The organism is Amycolatopsis sp. CA-126428, from assembly GCF_002904335.1.
In the GTDB taxonomy this organism is placed as follows: Bacteria; Actinomycetota; Actinomycetes; order Mycobacteriales; family Pseudonocardiaceae; genus Amycolatopsis.
Map to the genome: position 1 here is coordinate 72714 of NZ_PPHF01000139.1, position 16792 is coordinate 89505.

A 16792-nucleotide genomic window follows, 5' to 3' on the forward strand; every position below is an offset into this window, starting at 1 on the left:
GGTAGCGTTTCCGATGTGGCCGTGACCGATCCCGTGGATGCCCGCCTGCTCGCCGCGCTCGCCGACCTCGGCAAGGCGGCGGTGCACGAGCTGGCGGCCAAGGTCGGCATGGATCCCCGCGAGGTCGCCTACCGGCTGGTCGCCCTCTCCGGCAGCGGGCTCCCCCTGCTCGTCGGCGTCGAAAGCGACCCGAACGGCCTGCGCGCGGCCATCGCCGGCGCCCCGCCGTCGTGGGCGAACCGGCCGCAGGTCCCCCCGCCTTCGCAGCCGGTGCCGCACCAGCCCGCGCCGCCGATGCCCCCGCCCGTCCAGGGGACGCCTTCGGGGCCGTACACCGTCCAGGGCGCCCCTTCCGGGCCGTACACCGTGCAAGGCGCGCCTTCGGGGCCCTACACCGTCCAGGGCACGCCGTCCGGGCCGCACCAGGTCCAGGGGACGCCGTCCGGGCGCTACCCCGGCCCGCCACCGCAGCAGCCGCCGCGCCCGCCCCGGCCGTTCACGCCGCCGCCGGTGCCGCTCGACCCGGCCGTGAGCACGTGGGGCGTGCCGCAGACGGCGTCCTGGGCCCGCGGCGACGACCCCGCCCGGCCGAGCGGGCCCGCCGCCGGCAAGCAGGGCCGGCTCGGCGAGGTGATGGAGACCCAGGGCCTGGAGGGCGAGCAGCTGTCGGTGCAGCTGCTGGAAGTCCAGGACCCGGCCGACTACCTGTTCAGCGCGGCCGGCTACCGCCTGGAAGCCGGTGAGCGTGCGGTGGTGGTGCACACGGAGATCACCAACCGCGGGCCGATCCCGTTCGCGTCGCTGCCGGACAACTACCTCGAGCTGCTCGCCGCCGACGGCCAGGCGATCGGCAAGGCACCGGTGTCGCTGACGTCCCGGCCGCCGCACAAGATCGGCGTCAAGCCGGGCGAAACCCTCGGCGGCCACACGGTGTACGTCCTCCCGGACACCACCCGCGTGGTTTCGGTCCGCTGGAGCCCGCGGCCGGAGCCGGACGAGCGCACGCTGACCTGGTCGATCGAGGACTAGTAGCTCTCGTCGCGCAGCTTTTCCAGGGCCTTCGCCAGGTCGTCCGGGTACTCCGACTCGAACTCGACCCAGCGGCCGTCCGCCGGGTGGGCGAAGCCCAGGGTCTTCGCGTGCAGCCACTGCCGGCTGAGCCCGAGGTGGCGGGCCAGGACCGGGTCCGCGCCGTAGGTCAGGTCGCCGACGCAGGGGTGCCGCAGCGCCGAGAAGTGGACGCGGATCTGGTGCGTCCGCCCGGTTTCGAGCTTGATGTGCGCGAGCGACGCCGCCCGGAACGCCTCGACGACTTCGTAGTGCGTCACGCTCGGGCGGCCGCCCTGGACCACCGCGAACTTGTAGTCGTGGCGCGGGTGGCGGTCGATGGGGGCGTCGATCGTGCCGCGCATCGGGTCCGGGTGGCCCTGGACGATCGCGTGGTAGCCCTTGTCGACCGCGCGCTCCTTGAACGCGCGCTTCAGCACGGTGTACGCGTGCTCGCTCTTGGCCACCACCATCACGCCGGTGGTGCCCGCGTCGAGCCGGTGGACCACGCCCTGGCGCTCGGCCGCGCCCGAGGTCGCGATGCGCAGGCCGGCCGCGGCGAGGCCGCCGACGACGGTCGGGCCGGTCCAGCCCGGGCTCGGGTGCACCGCGACACCGACCGGCTTCGAGATCACGACGATGTCGTCGTCGTCGTGCAGGATCTGCATGCCCGCAACCGGCTCCGCGACGACCTCCACCGGGTTCGCCGGCTCCGGCAGGGTGATCTCCAGCAGGCCGCCGCCGGAAAGGCGGTCGGACTTGCCGGCGGGACGGCCGTCGAGCAGCACGTCCCCGGATTCGGCGAGCTCCGCGACGACCGTGCGGGACAGCCCGAGCAGCTTGGCGAGGCCGGCGTCGACCCGCATCCCGTCGAGCCCGTCGGGCACCGGGAGCATCCGCGAGCTCACGCCTGCTCCTCCGCCTGCTTGATCTTCTTGTCCTTGGTCGACGTGCCGTCGTAGTCCTTGCCCAGCAGCGACAGCAGCACGATCAGGGCGCCGCCGACGCAGATCGCGGAGTCGGCGATGTTGAAGATCGCGAAGCCCTTGCCGTTCGGGGCGAACGCCGAGATGAAGTCGACGACGTGGCCCTGCAGCCCGCCGGGCGCGCGGAAGATGCGGTCGGTCAGGTTGCCGGTGGCGCCGGCGAGCACGAGGCCGAGGCCGATCGCCCAGCCGATCGACCGCAGCCGCCGCGACAGCCAGATGATCGCGATGACGACGGCGAGCGCGACCAGGGCGAGCACCCACGTCATGCCGGTGGCCATCGAGAACGCGGCACCGGGGTTGCGGATGACCTGCAGGTAGATCAGCCCGCCGAGGACCTTGACCGGCTCCTTGCCCTCCAGGTTGGCCACGACCAGGTTCTTCGTCACCAGGTCGATCGCCCAGAACACGACGGCGACCGCGAAGACCCAGCCGACCCGCCGCTTGGGCAGCAGCGGCTTCGCCGGGACCTCCGGGTTCTCGGGCGCGTCCGCGGCGGGATCGGGCACCGCGTCGGCGGGCACGGCGGTGTCGGGTTCGGAGTGGCTGGGCTCGGTGCTCACCGGTCCATTGTCCACGGCGCTGGTCAGGCCGCGTCGGGCCCGTCCGGCCGCGGGCGCAGGAGGACGGCGAAGGCGGCCGCGAACAGCACGCCCGCCGCGGCGAGCGCACCGGCCACCGGGGGCAGGAACACGGTCGCGACCAGCGCGAACACCCCGGCTACGGCCAGCAGTAACCGGCTGCGCTCGTAGCCGGCCAGCAGGAGGCCCAGCGTCGCCAGCAGAGCGCCGCGGACATCGCCGCCGAGCCGGAGCTGGAGGGCGCCGGCCAGGTCGAGCAGCGGGACGGCGGCCAGCGCCCCGAGCGTGCCGAGCAGGAACCGGCCGGGCCGCGGGGGCCGCAGCTCCCGCCAGTACCAGGCGGCCACGGCGAGCACGACGCAGGCGAGACCCGCGAGCCAGCCGAGCTTCGTCGCGGGCGTGGGATCGACCGAGACCGCGACGGCCCGCACCTCGTTCCCGGCCGGACGGCCGGTACCGCCGACTCCGCCGGTCCCGAGGCCGTACCAGTTCGGGGACGGCTGGTACCCCTGGGCGGCTTCGATGCCGCCGGGGACCACTTCGACGGCCACCATCACCAGCAACGCGAACCCCAGCGCGGCCAACGGGAACCAGGACCGCCGTGCACACCCCATCGCGTCAGGGTATCGAGCGCGGGTTTCCCCGCAGCAGGGCGATGAAGGCGGCGGCGAGCAGGATCACCGACGAGATCAGCACGCCGGCCATGTCCGCCGAAAGCACCACGGCGACCAGGGCGAACGCGACCGTGGTGAGCAGGAGGAACAGGCTGCGCTCGTAGGCGGCGAGGACGAGCAGGCCGAGCGTGGCCAGCAGCGGGCCGCGCAGCCCCTCGCCGAGCCGGAACTGCCAGGACCCGACCAGGTCGAGCAGCGGGACGGCGAGCAGCGCGCCGATCGTGCCGAGAACGAACCAGCCGGTGCGGACGGGCCGCAGGGCGAGCGCGTACCAGACGGCCGTGCCGCCGAGCACCACGCCGAGCGTGACCAGCCACGCGGGCCCGACCGGCAAGCCGCTCTCCACCACGTGAAAAATCGTCCAGGGGCAACCGGAACGCCTGGCTGTGCTCGGTCGCGCCGGGCGGGAGCGAGTACGGCCCGAAGAGGTTCGCGGCTTCGTCCTCGGCCCGGCTACGGCGTGCTACCAGCTGCACCGCCGCCAGGCCGATCTGGGCGAACCCCAGCAGTGCCAGCGGAAACCAGAAACGCGGCCCTCTCCCCATCGGTCCAGGCTAGCGCTCAGCAGAAGGGCGGCAGCTCCCGCGGGTCGCCCACCGGGGCCCAGCGGCCGTCCACCTTCGCGTACTCCCAGCGGGCTCCGCGGGCGACGATCTGCCGCAGCGCCAGCAGCACGCGGTCGACGTGTTCCGCCGTGCTGCCGAGGCCGAGGCTGACGCGGACCGCCTGCTGCCCGTCGCCGCCGGCGACGCCGATCAGCCGCTTGGCCGCGATGTGGGCGCAGAAGGCGCCGTCGCGGACGCCGATGCCGTACTCAGCGGACAGCACCGCGGCGAGCCAGCCCGGGTCGAAGCCGTCGACGACGAAGCTGACCGTGCCGACCCGGTCGACCGGCGCGTCGAACAACCGCAGCTCGGCGCAGCCGGGGACGGCCTCGAGGCCCTTGCGCAGCCGGGCGAGCAGGGCCTGCTCGTGGTTTTCGATCGCGGCCCAGTTGTCACCGAGGGTTTCGCACGCGACGCCGAGCGCGTACACGCCGACGGTGTTGGGCGAACCGGCTTCGTGGCGCTCCGGGCCGGTGTTCCAGACGACGGCGTCCTCGGTGACGAGCTTGGTCGCGCCGCCGCCGGCGAGGTACGGCCGGGCCGCGCGCAGCCAGTCGGCGCGGCCGATCAGCGCACCCGCGCCGAAGGGCGCGTACAGCTTGTGGCCGGACAGGGCGATGTAGTCGACGTCCAGTTCCTTGAGCGAGATCCGGCGGTGCGGGGCGAGCTGGGCGGCGTCGAGGGCGATGCGAGCGCCGTGTTTCCGCGCCACAGCGGAGATTTCGGCCACCGGAAGCAGCTCACCGGTCACATTGGACGCTCCGGTGACGACGACCAGCCGCGGTCCCTGCGGGGCGTCCGCGAGTGCTTCGTCCACAGCGGACACCGCGGCGAGGCGGGTGCGCGGGGTCGGGATCCGCCGGACGTTCGGTCCCGGCCACGGCAGCAGCGCGGCGTGGTGCTCGGTGTCGAAGACGATCACCGTGGTGTGCCGCGGCAGGCTGCGGGCGAGGAGGTTGAAGGAGTCGGTGGTGTTGCGGGTGAAGACGACGGTGTCGGTCCGCCGGGCGTCGACGAAGCGGCGCAGGACGTCCCGGGTGCGCTCGTAGAGCTTGGTGGAGACCTGCGACGCGAAGCCGGCCCCGCGGTGGACGCTGGCGTACCAGGGCAGGAACTCGTCGACGGCGCCGCGGACGGCCTCGAGGCACGGGGCGCTCGCGGCGTGGTCGAGGTTGGCGTAGCCGATGTCCCCGCCGGTCACCAGCGGCACCCGCAGCGACGCCCCCGCGACGGCGGGGATGGCGCGGGTTTCGGGGCTTGCGGGGCTTTCGAGCGGAGTGCGGTCGATGGCGAGAGTCATCGGGGTGCCTCCTCGGCGATCCGGGGGACCCCGGCGAGGGGCCCGCGCTTGCCCGTCGCACGGCGCGACCGGCCCGGTCTTCACCCGGGGCACCCCACCGCGGTAGGAGGGTTGCCGGCCAGCAAGCCGGGGCTTCGCGCTGGCACTCATGACCTGAGTCAGAAGGTAACCGAGAACGCGGCCGGTGGCCAACCCCCGCCTCACATTCTGAGACGCCGTTCACAGACGGTGAGCACTCGCAGCCGCGGCGCACAGCGCCCCGAGGTGGCTTCGTTACCGACCGGATTCGCCCTTCCAGCGAGCCAGGCGCCCGGCCCGGTCGACGGCGCGCAGCCGGCGTTCGGCGTCGTCGCGGACGGCGCTCGTCGTGACGACCAGCAGCTGGTCGTTCTCCTGCAGCCGGCTGGTCTTCTGCGGCGTGAAGCCGGCGCCGTCGCGGACGACCAGGCTGATCGTCGCCCCGATCGGCAGCCGCAGCTCGGACAGGTACACGCCGTGCAGCTTCGATCCCGGCTGGATCCGGACCTGCAGCAGTTCGGCACCCAGCTCGTCCAGCGGCGCCGAGTCGACCTCGACCTCGTGCGGCTCGGACTTCTTGGCCAGCCCGAGCCGGCGCGCGAGCGGGCCGAGCGTCGCCCCCTGGACCAGCGTCAGCACGATGACCAGCACGAACACCGCGTCGACCAGCCGCTGCGCGCCCGGCAGGCCCTGCGACAGGGGGATCATGGCGAGCACGATCGGCACGGCGCCGCGCAGCCCGGCCCACGACAGGAACGCCTGTTCCCGCCACGGCAGCCGGAACGGCAGCATCGCCAGGACGACCGAGACCGGCCGCGCCAGCAGCAGCACGACCGCGCCGGCGACCAGGCCCGGCACGATCGCGTCGAGCAGCCGGCCCGGCGACGCGAACAGCCCGAGCAGCACGAACAGCCCGATCTGCGCCAGCCAGCCCAGGCCCTCGGCGAACGACAGCGTGTCCGATCGGTGCGGCAGCCGCGAATTGCCGAGCACCAGCGCGGCGACGTAGGTGGCGAGCAGCCCGGACGCGTGCAGCAGCTGCCCGGACGAGTACGCGACGACGCACACCGCGACCGTGGCGAGCGGGTAGAGGCCCGTCGCCGGCAGCGCGGCCCGGCGCAGGGCGTGGCCGCCGAGCCAGCCGAAGGCCAGCCCGATGGCCAGGCCCGCGGCCAGCTCGTAGACCGCCAGCAGCGGCAGCGTCCAGTCCACAGTGGTGCCTTCGGCCAGCACCACGACGGCGATGTAGGCCGGCGCGTCGTTGATGCCCGACTCGAGTTCGAGCGCGCCGGTGAGCCGTTTGCCGATCCCCGCCGTGCGCAGCACGGAAAACACCGCGGCCGCGTCGGTCGAGGCGAGCACCGCGCCCCACAGCAGCGCCAGCCGCCAGTCCAGGCCCAGCAGCCAGTGCAGCGCCGCGCCGGTGACCGCGATGCTCACCACCACGGACACTGTGGACAGTGCGATTCCGCGGCCCAGCGCGGGTTTCACCGCCGACCACCGGGTGGTCAGCCCGCCTTCGGCGAGGATCATGACGAGCGCGGCGAGGCCGAGCGACTGGGTGAGCCCGGGGTTGTCGAACCGGATGCCGAAGCCGGCTTCGCCCAGCACGACGCCGATCCCCAGGTACAGCAGCAGCGAGGGCAGGCCGAGCCGGATCGACACGCGCACGGCCAGCACGGAGGCGAGCAGCACGACGCCGCCGACGCCGAGCAGCACGGGAAGCTGGTCCATGCCCGCCTCCTCCCGAGTGCCGTGGGGCCCTCAGAATAGTGAGGCGCGGACGTTAACTCGTTCGTGTACCGCTGCCCGGCGCCGGACACCCGGTGTGTTAAGGCGCCGCGACACCACCGAGCGCGTCGAGATCGACACCGAGAGCAGCGAACGGCTCCCCCGCCGCGGGCAGCACCTTGACCGCGCGGTGGCCGTCCCTGGCCACCCAGCCGGCGTCGACCGCCCGGTCGAGCAACGCCGCGGGCAGGGCCCCGGCGAGGTGGTCGCGGCGCTCCGTCCAATCCAGACAGTCCCGCAGCAGCGGCCGCCGCCCGGCGGCGACCGGCACGCCGAGGTTCGCCAGCACCGTCCGCCCGCGCGGGGTCAGCGCCAGGCCGTTGGCGGTGTCGACCAGGCCGGTGGCGAGCATGCCTTCGCGCAGCGCCACGCCGAGCTCGCCGGCGAGGTGGTCGTAGCAGGTCCGCGCGAACCCGAGCCGTCGCGCCCGCAGCGAGGACTTCAGGCCGGTCACGGGCCGGTGCTCGGCGTGCTGGGCCAGGTGCTCGATCAGCTCGGCCACCCGCGGGTCGGCGATCCGGACGTAGCTGGCGCGCCCCTGCTTGACCCGGACGACGAAGCCGGCACCGGCCAGCCGGGTGACGTGTTCACTGGCCGTCGAGAGGGCGATCCCGGCCGCCTTCGCGAGCTCGCCGACGGTCCAGGCCCGCCCGTCCAGCAGCACGAGGCACATGGTGGCCCGGCTCGGGTCGGCGAGCACCGCGGCCACCTCGGCCAGCGCGATCGTCTCCATACCCCCACGCTACGGCCCCGACCCTTCGCCCGCGGCCGAACCATCGCACCCCACCGGACGACACGCGTACCTGGACGGTCGGCTCGCGTACCTGAGCAGTCGGCTTGCGTACCTGGGCAGTCGGCTCGCCGGCCGACCCTCTGGGTACGCGAGCCGACCCTGTGGGTACGCGAGCCGACCCTCTGGGGACGCGGGGTCAGAGGGGTTTGAGGAACTTGGCGGCGACCTGGACGGCCGGGCCCGAGTCGTTCGAGTTTTCCAGGACCACCGCGAAGGCGATGGTGCCGCGGTAGCCCACGAACCAGCCCGTGGCCTGCTTGCCGTCGCCGAACTGGGCGGTGCCGGTCTTGCCGAAGACGTTGCCCGCCGCGGCGGCGGCGCGGCCGGTGCCGCTGGTGACCACCGCGCGCATCATCTTCCGCACCTCGCCGAGCACCGACGCCGGCGGCGGCGAGTAGCCCTTGACGACCGTGGTCTCGGCGTCGTGCCACAGCCGCGGCGTGATCGCCTTGCCGGAGGCGACGGTAGCGGCCATCAGCGTGCCGCCGAGGGCGCTGGCCTGGATGCGGCCCTGGCCGAACCCGTCCTCGACCTGCTCGTCCTTGCTCGCCGCGGGCTCGACCTTCCCCAGCTCCGTCTTGAGCCCGGGGATCTCGTAGTCGGCGTTGAGGCCGAGCTCGTCGGCCGCCTTCTTCAGCCCGTCCGCGGGCAGGCCGAGCGCGAGCTGCCCGAACGTCGTGTTGCAGGAACGCGCGAACGCCGTCTGCAGGTTGGTCGCGCCCAGCTCGAAGCCCTCGTTCTTGACCGTCCGCGTGCCGATCGTCGCGACGCCCGGGCAGTCGACCGGCGACGTCGCGTTGAGCCCGCTCTGCTGGACCGCCGCCACCGAGGTCGCGATCTTGAACGACGACCCCGGCTCGTACAGGCCGTTGAGCGCCTTCGGCGAGTTCCCGGCGGCGGCGTTCTGCGCGACGGCGAGGATGTCGCCCGAACCCGTGTCGAGGGCGACGAGCATCGCCGACCCCTGGTAACCGTCCACCGCGGCCTGGGCGGCGTTCTGCGCGTCCAGGCTCAGGCTCGCCACGAGCGGCTTCGCCCCCTCGGCCGACGCCTTCCCGAACAGCGTCTCGAGGCTCTTGCCGCCGGCGTCGACGCGCTCGACGGCGAATCCCCCGCCGGCCGCGGCGGTGACCTGCCCGGTGAGCGCCGAGCGCAGCAGCGGGGCCGGGTTGCCCTCCACCGGCCGCACGCCGCCGGGCCCGCTGACGACCAGCGGCTTGCCGTCGCGGTCGGCGACCGCGGTGGTGTCCTGCGCGGCGGTGCTGATCACCAGCCGCTGGCCCGCCTCCAGCTTCGGGTGCAGCAGCGACGGCGCCCAGTGGACCAGCCACTGCCCACCGTTCTGCGCGAGCTGGAACGGCACGTCGTAGGTCCACGTCTTGCCCGGCTTCAGCACCCACGAGAGGCTGAACGTCCCGGCCGTCTGCTTCCCGCCGGCCGGGGTCGGCTGCAGGGCGGTCAGCTTGGCGGTGACCGACGACGGGGTCAGCGCGTTCCGCGTGGCCCGCAACGCCACCGCGGCCGCCGCGTTGTCGTCGGTCAGCCGGGCCGCCGCGTCGGGGTTGTTCTCGGAAAAGTCCTGCAGGTACTCGGTGATCGCCGAGTTCGGGTCGTGCGCGCCCGGGCTCTCGACCGTGGTCGCGCCCGCGGCGGCCTCCGGCGTCGAACCCCCGCTGTTCAGCACGAAGAACGCGGCCACCAGAACCACGACGACCAGCAGCGCGCCACCGATCAGGACGCCGCGTCTCTTACCAGGGCTCATGCCCGTTCCCCTCCCCCAAGCCCACCACCGTCGTGAGTGGTAAGTCGGGTTCTAACCCTACTTACCACTCACGACCGGTGTCAGGCCTTCGCGACCGCCACGGTGACCTTCGTGCCCTCGCCGACCGTGCCGGCGAAGCCCTCGGCCACCGGGCCGTGGCTCACCGACGTCGCCAGCGTCTCCGACGCGAGGAACTCCTCGTGCGTCCGAGCCGCTTCGACGACGTCGGCGGGCGCGTCGATGGTGAGCGCGATCCGGTCGGCGACGTCGAGCCCGGCGTCCCGGCGAGCCTGCTGCACGACCCGGACCAGGTCGCGGACCAGGCCCTCGGCCGCCAGTTCCGGCGTCACCTCGGTGTCGAGCAGGACCAGCCCGGACCCACCGGGCAGCTCCGCCGCCGCGCCGCCGCCCTTGGCGACCAGCCGGCGTTCGAACTCGCCCTCCTGCAGGGCGATCCCGGCCGCGACCACGGCGCCGCCCTGGAACGACCAGTCCCCCGCCTTGACGGCCTTGATCACCGTCTGGACGTCCTTGCCCAGGCGCGGGCCGGCGGCGCGGGCGTTCACCGCGACCTCGAACCCGCCGTGCGCGCCGACGTCGGTGGTCAGCTCGACCGCCTTGACGTTCACCTCGTCGCGCAGGATGTCGGCGAAGGCACCCATCGTCTCCGCGTCCGAAGCGGCCACGACCAGCGACGACAGCGGCAGCCGCACGCGCAGCTTGTTGGCCTTCCGCAGCGACAGCGCCGACGACGCCACCTGCCGCACCCGGTCCATCGCCGTCACCAGCGCCGCGTCCGCGGGCAGGTCGTTCGCGTTCGGCCAGTCGGTCAGGTGCACCGAACGGCCGCCGGTGAGCCCGCGCCAGACGACCTCGGTGGTCAGCGGCAGCAGCGGCGCCGCCACCCGCGAAGTCACCTCCAGCACGGTGTGCAGCGTGTCGATCGCGTCCTTGTCGCCCGCCCAGAAGCGGTCGCGCGAGCGGCGCACGTACCAGTTCGTCAGGACTTCGAGGAAGTCCCGGACGGTCTGGCACGCGCCCGCGACGTCGTAGTGGTCCATCGCGTACTCGACGTCGGTGACCAGCTCGTGCGTCTTCGCCAGGACGTACCGGTCGAGCACGTTCGGCGAGTCGGTGCGCCACTGGCCTTCGATGCCCTCGGCGTTCGCGTAGAGCGCGAGGAAGTAGTACGAGTTCCACAGCGGCAGCACGGCCTGGCGGACGGCGTCGCGGATGCCCTTGTCGGTGACGACGAGGTTGCCGCCGCGTAGGATCGGGCTCGCCATCAGGTACCAGCGCATGGCGTCGGAGCCGTCGCGCTCGAGCACCTCGTTGACGTCCGGGTAGTTGCGCAGCGACTTGGACATCTTCGCGCCGTCAGAGCCCAGCACGATGCCGTGCGCGACGCAGGTGCGGAACGCCGGCCGGTCGAACAGCGCCGTGGCCAGGACGTGCAGCAGGTAGAACCAGCCGCGGGTCTGCCCGATGTACTCGACGATGAAGTCGCTCGGGTAGTGGTGCTCGAACCACTCGGCGTTCTCGAACGGGTAGTGCACCTGGGCGTACGGCATCGAGCCGGAGTCGAACCAGACGTCGAGGACGTCCGGGACGCGGCGCATGGTCGAGTTGCCGGTCGGGTCGTCCGGGTTCGGCCGGGTCAACTCGTCGATGTAGGGCCGGTGCAGGTTGTCCAGCCGCACGCCGAAGTCGGCCTCCAGCTCGTCGAGCGAGCCGTAGACGTCGGTGCGCGGGTACTCCGGGTCGTCGGACTGCCACACCGGGATCGGCGTGCCGAAGTACCGGTTGCGGGAGATCGACCAGTCGATGGCGTTCTCCAGCCACTTCCCGAACTGGCCGTCCTTGACGTTCTCCGGGTACCAGGTGATCTGCTGGTTGAGCTCGACCATCCGGTCCTTGAACTGCGTCACCGCGACGAACCACGACGAGACCGCGCGGTAGATCAGCGGGTTCCGGCAGCGCCAGCAGTGCGGGTAGCTGTGGTCGTAGGTCTCGTGCCGCAGCAGCACGGCGCCCTGCTGCGCCGCGGATCCGGTGCCGTTCTTGAGGTCCCGCACGATGTTCGGGTTCGCGTCGAAGACCTGCTGGCCTTCGTAGTCCGGCACGGTCGCGTCGAACTTGCCGTGCGCGTCGACCGGCGTGACCGGCGGGATGCCGGCGGCGTCGGTGACGACCTTGTCGTCGGCGCCGTAGGCCGGGGCGATGTGGACGATCCCGGTGCCGTCGTCGGTGGTGACGTAGTCGGCGGCCAGCACCTGGTGGGCGTTCTCGGTGCCGGTGAAGTACGGGAACGGCGGCGCGTAACGGGTTCCGAGCAACTGCGTGCCGGTGTAGCGCGCGACGACCGTCGGCTCTTCGCCGAGTTCACGCGCGTACGCGGCGACCCGCGCTTCGGCGAGCAGGAACCGCTTGCCTTCGCTCTCCACGACGACGTACTGCACTTCGGGGTGCACGGCGGTGGCGAGGTTCGATGGCAGCGTCCACGGCGTCGTCGTCCAGATCAGCAGGTAGGTGCCGTCGAGGTCGTTGTCGTTGCCCTGCAAGCGGAACCCGACGGTGACGGCCGGGTCCTGGCGGTTGCGGTAGACGTCGGAGTCCATGCCCAGCTCGTGGTTGGACAGCGGCGTCGCGTCGCGCCAGCAGTACGGCAGGACGCGGTAGCCCTCGTAGACGAGTCCCTTGTCCCATAGGCGTTTGAACGCCCACAGCACCGACTCCATGTAGGTGACGTCGAGGGTCTTGTAGTCGTTGTCGAAGTCGACCCAGCGGGCCTGGCGGGTGACGTACTCGCGCCACTCGTCGGTGTAGCGGAGGACGGACTCCTGCGAAGCCGCGTTGAACTTCGCGATGCCCATCTCTTCGATCTCGGACGTCTCGGTGATGCCGAGCTGGCGCATCGCTTCGAGCTCGGCGGGCAGGCCGTGGGTGTCCCAGCCGAAGCGGCGCTCGACCTTGCGGCCCTTCATCGTCTGGTAGCGCGGCACCAGGTCCTTGACGTACCCGGTGAGCAGGTGGCCGTAGTGCGGCAGGCCGTTGGCGAAGGGCGGGCCGTCGTAGAAGACGTACTCGTTTTCGCCCTTTTCGCCGGCCGGGCGCGCGTCGATCGACGCCTGGAAGGTCCGGTCGCTCTCCCAGTAGGCGAGGACCTGCTTCTCCAGTGCGGGGAACGACGGCTGCGACGGGACTCCTGCGCCGTCGCCAAGCTGGGCCTGGGGGTACATCCGGGTGCTCCTCGGTTCGTCGCTCGCGTACGGACGACCGGCTTCGCACCGGTCACCCACACGGGGACGAGACGCCTCGGCGTTCCGCGGTACCACCCCGCTTGCCCGCTCACGCAGGCCACTTCGTTCGACGGCTGTCACGGGCCGAACCCGTCCGGTTCTACTGAGAGCGGTGAAGCTCGGTTCTTCCGGAGGCTCCCCGGTGATGGCCGGATCGACGCCGTGTTGCCTACCAGGTTAACCGGCCCGCGCAACCGGGTTGTCACGAGGGGCACATCCGGTCACGACGATCGCGACCAGCCAGAGCGTGCCCACCTCGTGCAGACCCGTGACGAACGGGCCGGCCACGCCCGACCCTCCAGACACGCGTGTCGTCCCTCCAGACACGCGTGTCGTCCCTCCAGACACGCGTGTCGTCCCCTCAAGCACGCGTGTCGTCCGCTCCGGCGGCAACTACGCGTGATTGGGGAGGCATCACGCGTGATTGGAGGGGCATCACACGTGATTGGGGGGTCGACACGGTCAGCGGTGGGCGGCGACCAGGGTGGCGTCGGGGTTGCAACGGTCGCAGGGGGTGAAGCCGAGCTGGCGGGCCTCGCCCACGCCGATCGGGATCGTGTCGCGGGTGCCGAGCCAGGGGCAGGTGCGGAGGTGGTAGCGGGGGTGCTCGTCGACGACCACGACCTCGTCCTCGAGGTCGGCCAGGACCGCGACGTCGGCCTCCGGGGTCTCTTCCACTCCCGGGTCGGAATCGGGCTTCGTTTCGGCCTCGGCTGAAGCGTCGGCCTCTTCGGGAGGCTCGGGGTCGGGCGTGTCTGGGGTGTCGGGCGTGTCGGCTGGGTCACCGAGGTCGCCGGAGGCCGGGATCAGGGTGGTTTGTTCTTCGGCCGGTGACTCGGGTGCCTCGGCCTCCGGCGGGGAAACGGCCGAAGCGGCCGGAGCTGCCGCAGCGGCGGCCGGGGCCGGAGGCGCGGCAGCTCGGCGACGGCGGCGCAGCCAGTCGGCGACCAGGAGCAGCCCGGCCAGCACGGACAGGCCGATGGAAACCCACGCCCACAGCGAAGAAGCCGTGATCAGCGCGGTGACGAGCAACCCCAGAGCCGCCAGTACCAGGACCAGCACGATGTAAAGCACGCTGAATTACAGCACGAACCGGCCGGGAGCGGACCACGACCCGCCCACGTGTGGTACCGGATCGACTCCGAACCGTGGTCCACCCCACCGGCGGGGGCCGATGGGGTGGACGCGGAACGGAAACTCAGCCGGCTTCGGCCCGCGGGCCGAAGGAGTAACCCTGGCCGCCACTCGTCGAACCGGACGACTGCCCGGAGTTCGACGACGCCGACGCGGGGGCCGCGGAACCGCGGTCGTCGAGCTCGCGCAGCTGGGACTCGAGGAACCCGCGCAGCCTCGTGCGGTACTCCCGCTCGATCGTGCGCAGCTCTTCGATCTTCTTGCCCAGCCCGCTCTTCTCGGAGTTCAGGCTGTTCATCGTCTCGGTGTACTTCCGCTGGGACTCGCGCTCCAGCGTGGTCGCCTTGTCGCGCGCCTGGCGCTCCAGGGTCTCGGCACGGGTCCGCGCGTCGTTCAGCATCGTGTCGACGCGGGTGCGGGCCTCGTTGACCATCGAGTCGGACTTCGCCCGGGCGTCCGAAAGCAGCTGCTCGGACTTGGTGCGGGCCTCGGCCAGCATCCCGTCGGACTCGGTCTTCGCCTCGGCGGTCAGCCGGTCGGCCATCTCCTGGGCCAGGCCCAGGACCTTGGCGGCCTGCACGTTCGGCTCCGTGCTGTCCCCGACCATCGAGTGCGTCGAGTGCGCCTGGGTCTGCTCCATGGCCGACTGCGGCGGCGGCACCGGGGCCAGCCGGCGCGACGGCTCTTCCCGCATCGGGGGGGCGGATTTGGCGCTGTCGAGCTCGCTCCGAGCCGACTCGAGCTCGGCGTCGAGCTGCTCCATCTGCTGGCGCAGCTCGTTGTTGTCTTCGATCAAGCGGGCCAGCTCGGTCTCCACCAGGTCGAGGAACGCGTCCACCTCGTCCTCGTTGTAGCCCCTCTTGCCGATGGGCGGCTTGCTGAACGCAACGTTATGCACGTCAGCGGGGGTCAACGACATCAGATCACCTCACGCACTCCATGGCCTGCAGGGTCCACCCAAGTTTCCCCGATCAACTTGGAGTCGCCAGTTGCATCGCGAAGAACACAACCAACAGCAGCACCATAATCGACAAGTCCAGTCCGACGCCGCCGATTCGAACCATCGGAATGATTCGCCTGAACAGACGAACCGGCGGGTCCGTCACTGTGTAGATGGTCTCGAGCGTGACCGCAACCCCTCCGGCCGGATGCCACTCACGCGCGAAGGTCCGGACGAGTTCGACCACGATCCGCGCCGTCAGCAGCAGCCAGAAGGCGAACAGCACGTACCAGACGACCAGCCACACAGCTTCCACGTACCTACTCTAACCGGGCGTCCTCTCCGAAGACGCAGTTGAGGGGGCCGACCTCGCCCCGGGTCGGCAAAGTCACGTCTGCTTGCGCTCAGCGGTACGGGCGACTTCAGCCCCGCAAAAACAATCCGCCCTCGGCAATCCGCCGGCGGTCTTCCGCGGTGACGTCCACATCGGGCGGTGAGAGAAGGAACACCTTGTTGGTGACCTTGTCCATCGACCCCCTGAGCGCGAACGCCAGCCCGGCCGCGAAGTCGACGAGCCGCTTCGCGTCCGCGTTCTCCATCTCGGTGAGGTTCATGATCACCGGGATGCCCTCGCGGTAGTGCTCCCCGATCGCCCGCGCCTCCGCGTAACTGGTCGGGTGCAGCGTGGTGATGCGGCTCAACGGATCACGCACCGGCTGGCGCACGACCGGCTCGGTGACCGGTCGAAGCCGGGCCACGGGTTCCGGCTGCCGGTCCATGGCGAGCGCGCCGTGGACAGCGGGCTCGGAGCTGGGCACGGAGCGTGACCGGCTGCGGCTGACGGGCTCGTCGTACGTGTCATCGACGTCGCGGTACCGTGAGCGGGACGACCGCGGTGCCGGCTCCTCGTAGGAGTCGTAGTCGTCGTCCGCGTAACCGCGCCGGTAATCGTCTTCGACGTCGTAGCCGTCGTCATCAGCGGGCACCATCCCGAAGTAGGCCTTCAGCTTCTGCAGCGCGCTCATGCCTCTCCCTAGCCCTAGCCGCTCCCGCACTGACTCGATCTCCACGCCGTCAGTGCCCCGCACGGGCGGCCACGAAACGTGACGACCGCGCGAGCTCCCTACGGCGAGGCTAAACCGCGTCCCCCGAGCAACGCGGTTCCGACACGCACACAGGTCGAGCCGTGCGTGATCGCCTGTTCGAGATCATGGCTCATCCCGGCCGAGACGTCTGCGGCATTCGGGTGATCTTTTCGGAGGGCTTCACCCGCGCGTGCGAGCCGTTCGAAGGCGGCGGCCGGGTCCGCACCCAGCGGCGCGACGGCCATCAGGCCGCGAAGCCGCAGCTCCCCGGACTGCGCGATGCGGTCGGCGAGCGCGGGCAGCTCGGTGAGCGGGCAGCCGCCGCGCCCGGGGTCGTCGTCGAGGCTGGCCTGGATCAGGACGTCGAGGGGTTCCTCACGTTTACCGCTGTAACGCTCGGTGTGCACCGCCTTGGCGAGCGCGTCGGCGAGCCGCCCGGAGTCGACGGACTGCACCTCGTGCGCCCACCCGACCACGGACCGCGCCTTGTTCCGCTGCAGCCGGCCCACCATGTGCCACCGCAGCCCGGCGGCGACTTCGGCCGCTTTCGGCCCGGCTTCCTGGTCGCGGTTCTCGCCGACGTCGGTGACGCCGAGCTCGGCCAGCAGCGCGACGTCGGACGCAGGGAAGGTCTTGGTGATCGCGATCAGCTTGACCTCGTCCCGCGGGCGCCCGGCCGCGCGGCAAGCGGCAGCGATCCGCTCTTCGACCTCGGCCAGGTTCTCGGCCAGCTCGGCCTTCCGGTCGGTGCTCATGCCGCCTCCGCGGGAAGAAATA

General features: G+C 71.8%; 15 protein-coding genes and 1 riboswitch. Of the genes, 1 reads left to right on the forward strand and 14 read right to left on the reverse strand.

From position 1 onward, the window contains the following. Nucleotides 1–15: 15 nt before the first annotated feature. Nucleotides 16–1029, forward strand: coding sequence for an AsnC family transcriptional regulator (locus C2L58_RS34885; RefSeq protein WP_103341896.1), 1014 nt, complete (start codon nt 16–18; stop codon nt 1027–1029). Here the strand turns inward: C2L58_RS34885 and C2L58_RS34890 are convergent. From C2L58_RS34890 to C2L58_RS34955, 14 genes are all read right to left on the reverse strand, one after another. Beyond that, nucleotides 1026–1955 (reverse strand): RluA family pseudouridine synthase, encoded by a 930-nt coding sequence (locus tag C2L58_RS34890; RefSeq protein WP_103341897.1) that lies wholly within the window; start codon nt 1953–1955, stop codon nt 1026–1028. The genes C2L58_RS34885 and C2L58_RS34890 overlap by 4 nt on opposite strands. After that, nucleotides 1952–2542, reverse strand: coding sequence for a signal peptidase II (gene lspA, locus C2L58_RS34895; RefSeq protein WP_103341944.1), 591 nt, complete (start codon nt 2540–2542; stop codon nt 1952–1954). Before lspA ends, C2L58_RS34890 begins: the two co-directional genes overlap by 4 nt. A 77-nt stretch (nt 2543–2619) precedes the next feature. Beyond that, nucleotides 2620–3228 carry a hypothetical protein gene (locus tag C2L58_RS50025; protein WP_199191608.1) on the reverse strand — a complete coding sequence of 203 codons (609 nt, stop codon included), beginning with the start codon at nt 3226–3228 and terminating at the stop codon, nt 2620–2622. 4 nt (nt 3229–3232) lie between these two features. Beyond that, on the reverse strand, nt 3233–3637 hold the full coding sequence (locus C2L58_RS50030; protein ID WP_233226110.1) for a hypothetical protein: 405 nt from the start codon (nt 3635–3637) through the stop codon (nt 3233–3235). Between the two features lie 212 nt (nt 3638–3849). Further along, the gene (locus tag C2L58_RS34910; RefSeq protein ID WP_103341898.1) at nt 3850–5193 is read right to left on the reverse strand and encodes an aminotransferase class V-fold PLP-dependent enzyme; all 1344 of its coding nucleotides are present in this window, start codon (nt 5191–5193) and stop codon (nt 3850–3852) included. Nucleotides 5194–5232: 39 nt separating this feature from the next. Beyond that, nucleotides 5233–5347, reverse strand: a riboswitch (SAM riboswitch). Nucleotides 5348–5466: 119 nt separating this feature from the next. Next, nucleotides 5467–6945: a potassium/proton antiporter gene (locus C2L58_RS34915; protein ID WP_103341899.1), complete on the reverse strand. Its 1479-nt coding sequence runs from the start codon at nt 6943–6945 to the stop codon at nt 5467–5469. Between the two features lie 97 nt (nt 6946–7042). Continuing rightward, a complete protein-coding gene (locus C2L58_RS34920) occupies nt 7043–7735 on the reverse strand; it encodes an ArsR/SmtB family transcription factor (protein WP_103341900.1) in 693 nt (230 codons plus the stop codon). Nucleotides 7736–7931: 196 nt separating this feature from the next. Beyond that, nucleotides 7932–9557 (reverse strand): penicillin-binding transpeptidase domain-containing protein, encoded by a 1626-nt coding sequence (locus tag C2L58_RS34925; protein ID WP_103341901.1) that lies wholly within the window; start codon nt 9555–9557, stop codon nt 7932–7934. Nucleotides 9558–9637: 80 nt separating this feature from the next. Further along, complete coding sequence (ileS, locus tag C2L58_RS34930; protein WP_103341902.1) at nt 9638–12796, reverse strand: isoleucine--tRNA ligase; 3159 nt, start codon at nt 12794–12796, stop codon at nt 9638–9640. Nucleotides 12797–13318: 522 nt separating this feature from the next. After that, entirely contained in the window at nt 13319–13930 is a 612-nt protein-coding gene (locus C2L58_RS34935; RefSeq protein ID WP_103341903.1) for a hypothetical protein, read from the reverse strand. A gap of 124 nt (nt 13931–14054) precedes the next feature. After that, on the reverse strand, nt 14055–14909 hold the full coding sequence (gene wag31 / locus C2L58_RS34940; protein WP_103341904.1) for a DivIVA-like cell division protein Wag31: 855 nt from the start codon (nt 14907–14909) through the stop codon (nt 14055–14057). Nucleotides 14910–14961: 52 nt separating this feature from the next. Then, entirely contained in the window at nt 14962–15237 is a 276-nt protein-coding gene (locus C2L58_RS34945; RefSeq protein ID WP_013224824.1) for a YggT family protein, read from the reverse strand. 115 nt (nt 15238–15352) lie between these two features. Further along, nucleotides 15353–15955 carry a cell division protein SepF gene (locus C2L58_RS34950; RefSeq protein ID WP_093947567.1) on the reverse strand — a complete coding sequence of 201 codons (603 nt, stop codon included), beginning with the start codon at nt 15953–15955 and terminating at the stop codon, nt 15353–15355. 98 nt (nt 15956–16053) lie between these two features. Further along, nucleotides 16054–16770, reverse strand: coding sequence for a YggS family pyridoxal phosphate-dependent enzyme (locus C2L58_RS34955; RefSeq protein ID WP_103341905.1), 717 nt, complete (start codon nt 16768–16770; stop codon nt 16054–16056). Nucleotides 16771–16792 lie beyond the last annotated feature (22 nt).

Bases quoted from the DNA above. Each gene is read 5' to 3' on its own strand.
- C2L58_RS34925 (WP_103341901.1), bottom strand. From the start codon at position 9,557: ATGAGCCCTGGTAAGAGACGCGGCGTCCTGATCGGTGGCGCGCTGCTG.
- C2L58_RS34955 (WP_103341905.1), bottom strand. From the start codon at position 16,770: ATGAGCACCGACCGGAAGGCCGAGCTGGCCGAGAACCTGGCCGAGGTC.
- C2L58_RS34950 (WP_093947567.1), bottom strand. From the start codon at position 15,955: ATGAGCGCGCTGCAGAAGCTGAAGGCCTACTTCGGGATGGTGCCCGCT.
- C2L58_RS34915 (WP_103341899.1), bottom strand. From the start codon at position 6,945: ATGGACCAGCTTCCCGTGCTGCTCGGCGTCGGCGGCGTCGTGCTGCTC.
- C2L58_RS50025 (WP_199191608.1), bottom strand. From the start codon at position 3,228: ATGGGGTGTGCACGGCGGTCCTGGTTCCCGTTGGCCGCGCTGGGGTTC.
- wag31 (WP_103341904.1), bottom strand. From the start codon at position 14,909: ATGTCGTTGACCCCCGCTGACGTGCATAACGTTGCGTTCAGCAAGCCG.
- C2L58_RS34910 (WP_103341898.1), bottom strand. From the start codon at position 5,193: ATGACTCTCGCCATCGACCGCACTCCGCTCGAAAGCCCCGCAAGCCCC.
- C2L58_RS34920 (WP_103341900.1), bottom strand. From the start codon at position 7,735: ATGGAGACGATCGCGCTGGCCGAGGTGGCCGCGGTGCTCGCCGACCCG.
- ileS (WP_103341902.1), bottom strand. From the start codon at position 12,796: ATGTACCCCCAGGCCCAGCTTGGCGACGGCGCAGGAGTCCCGTCGCAG.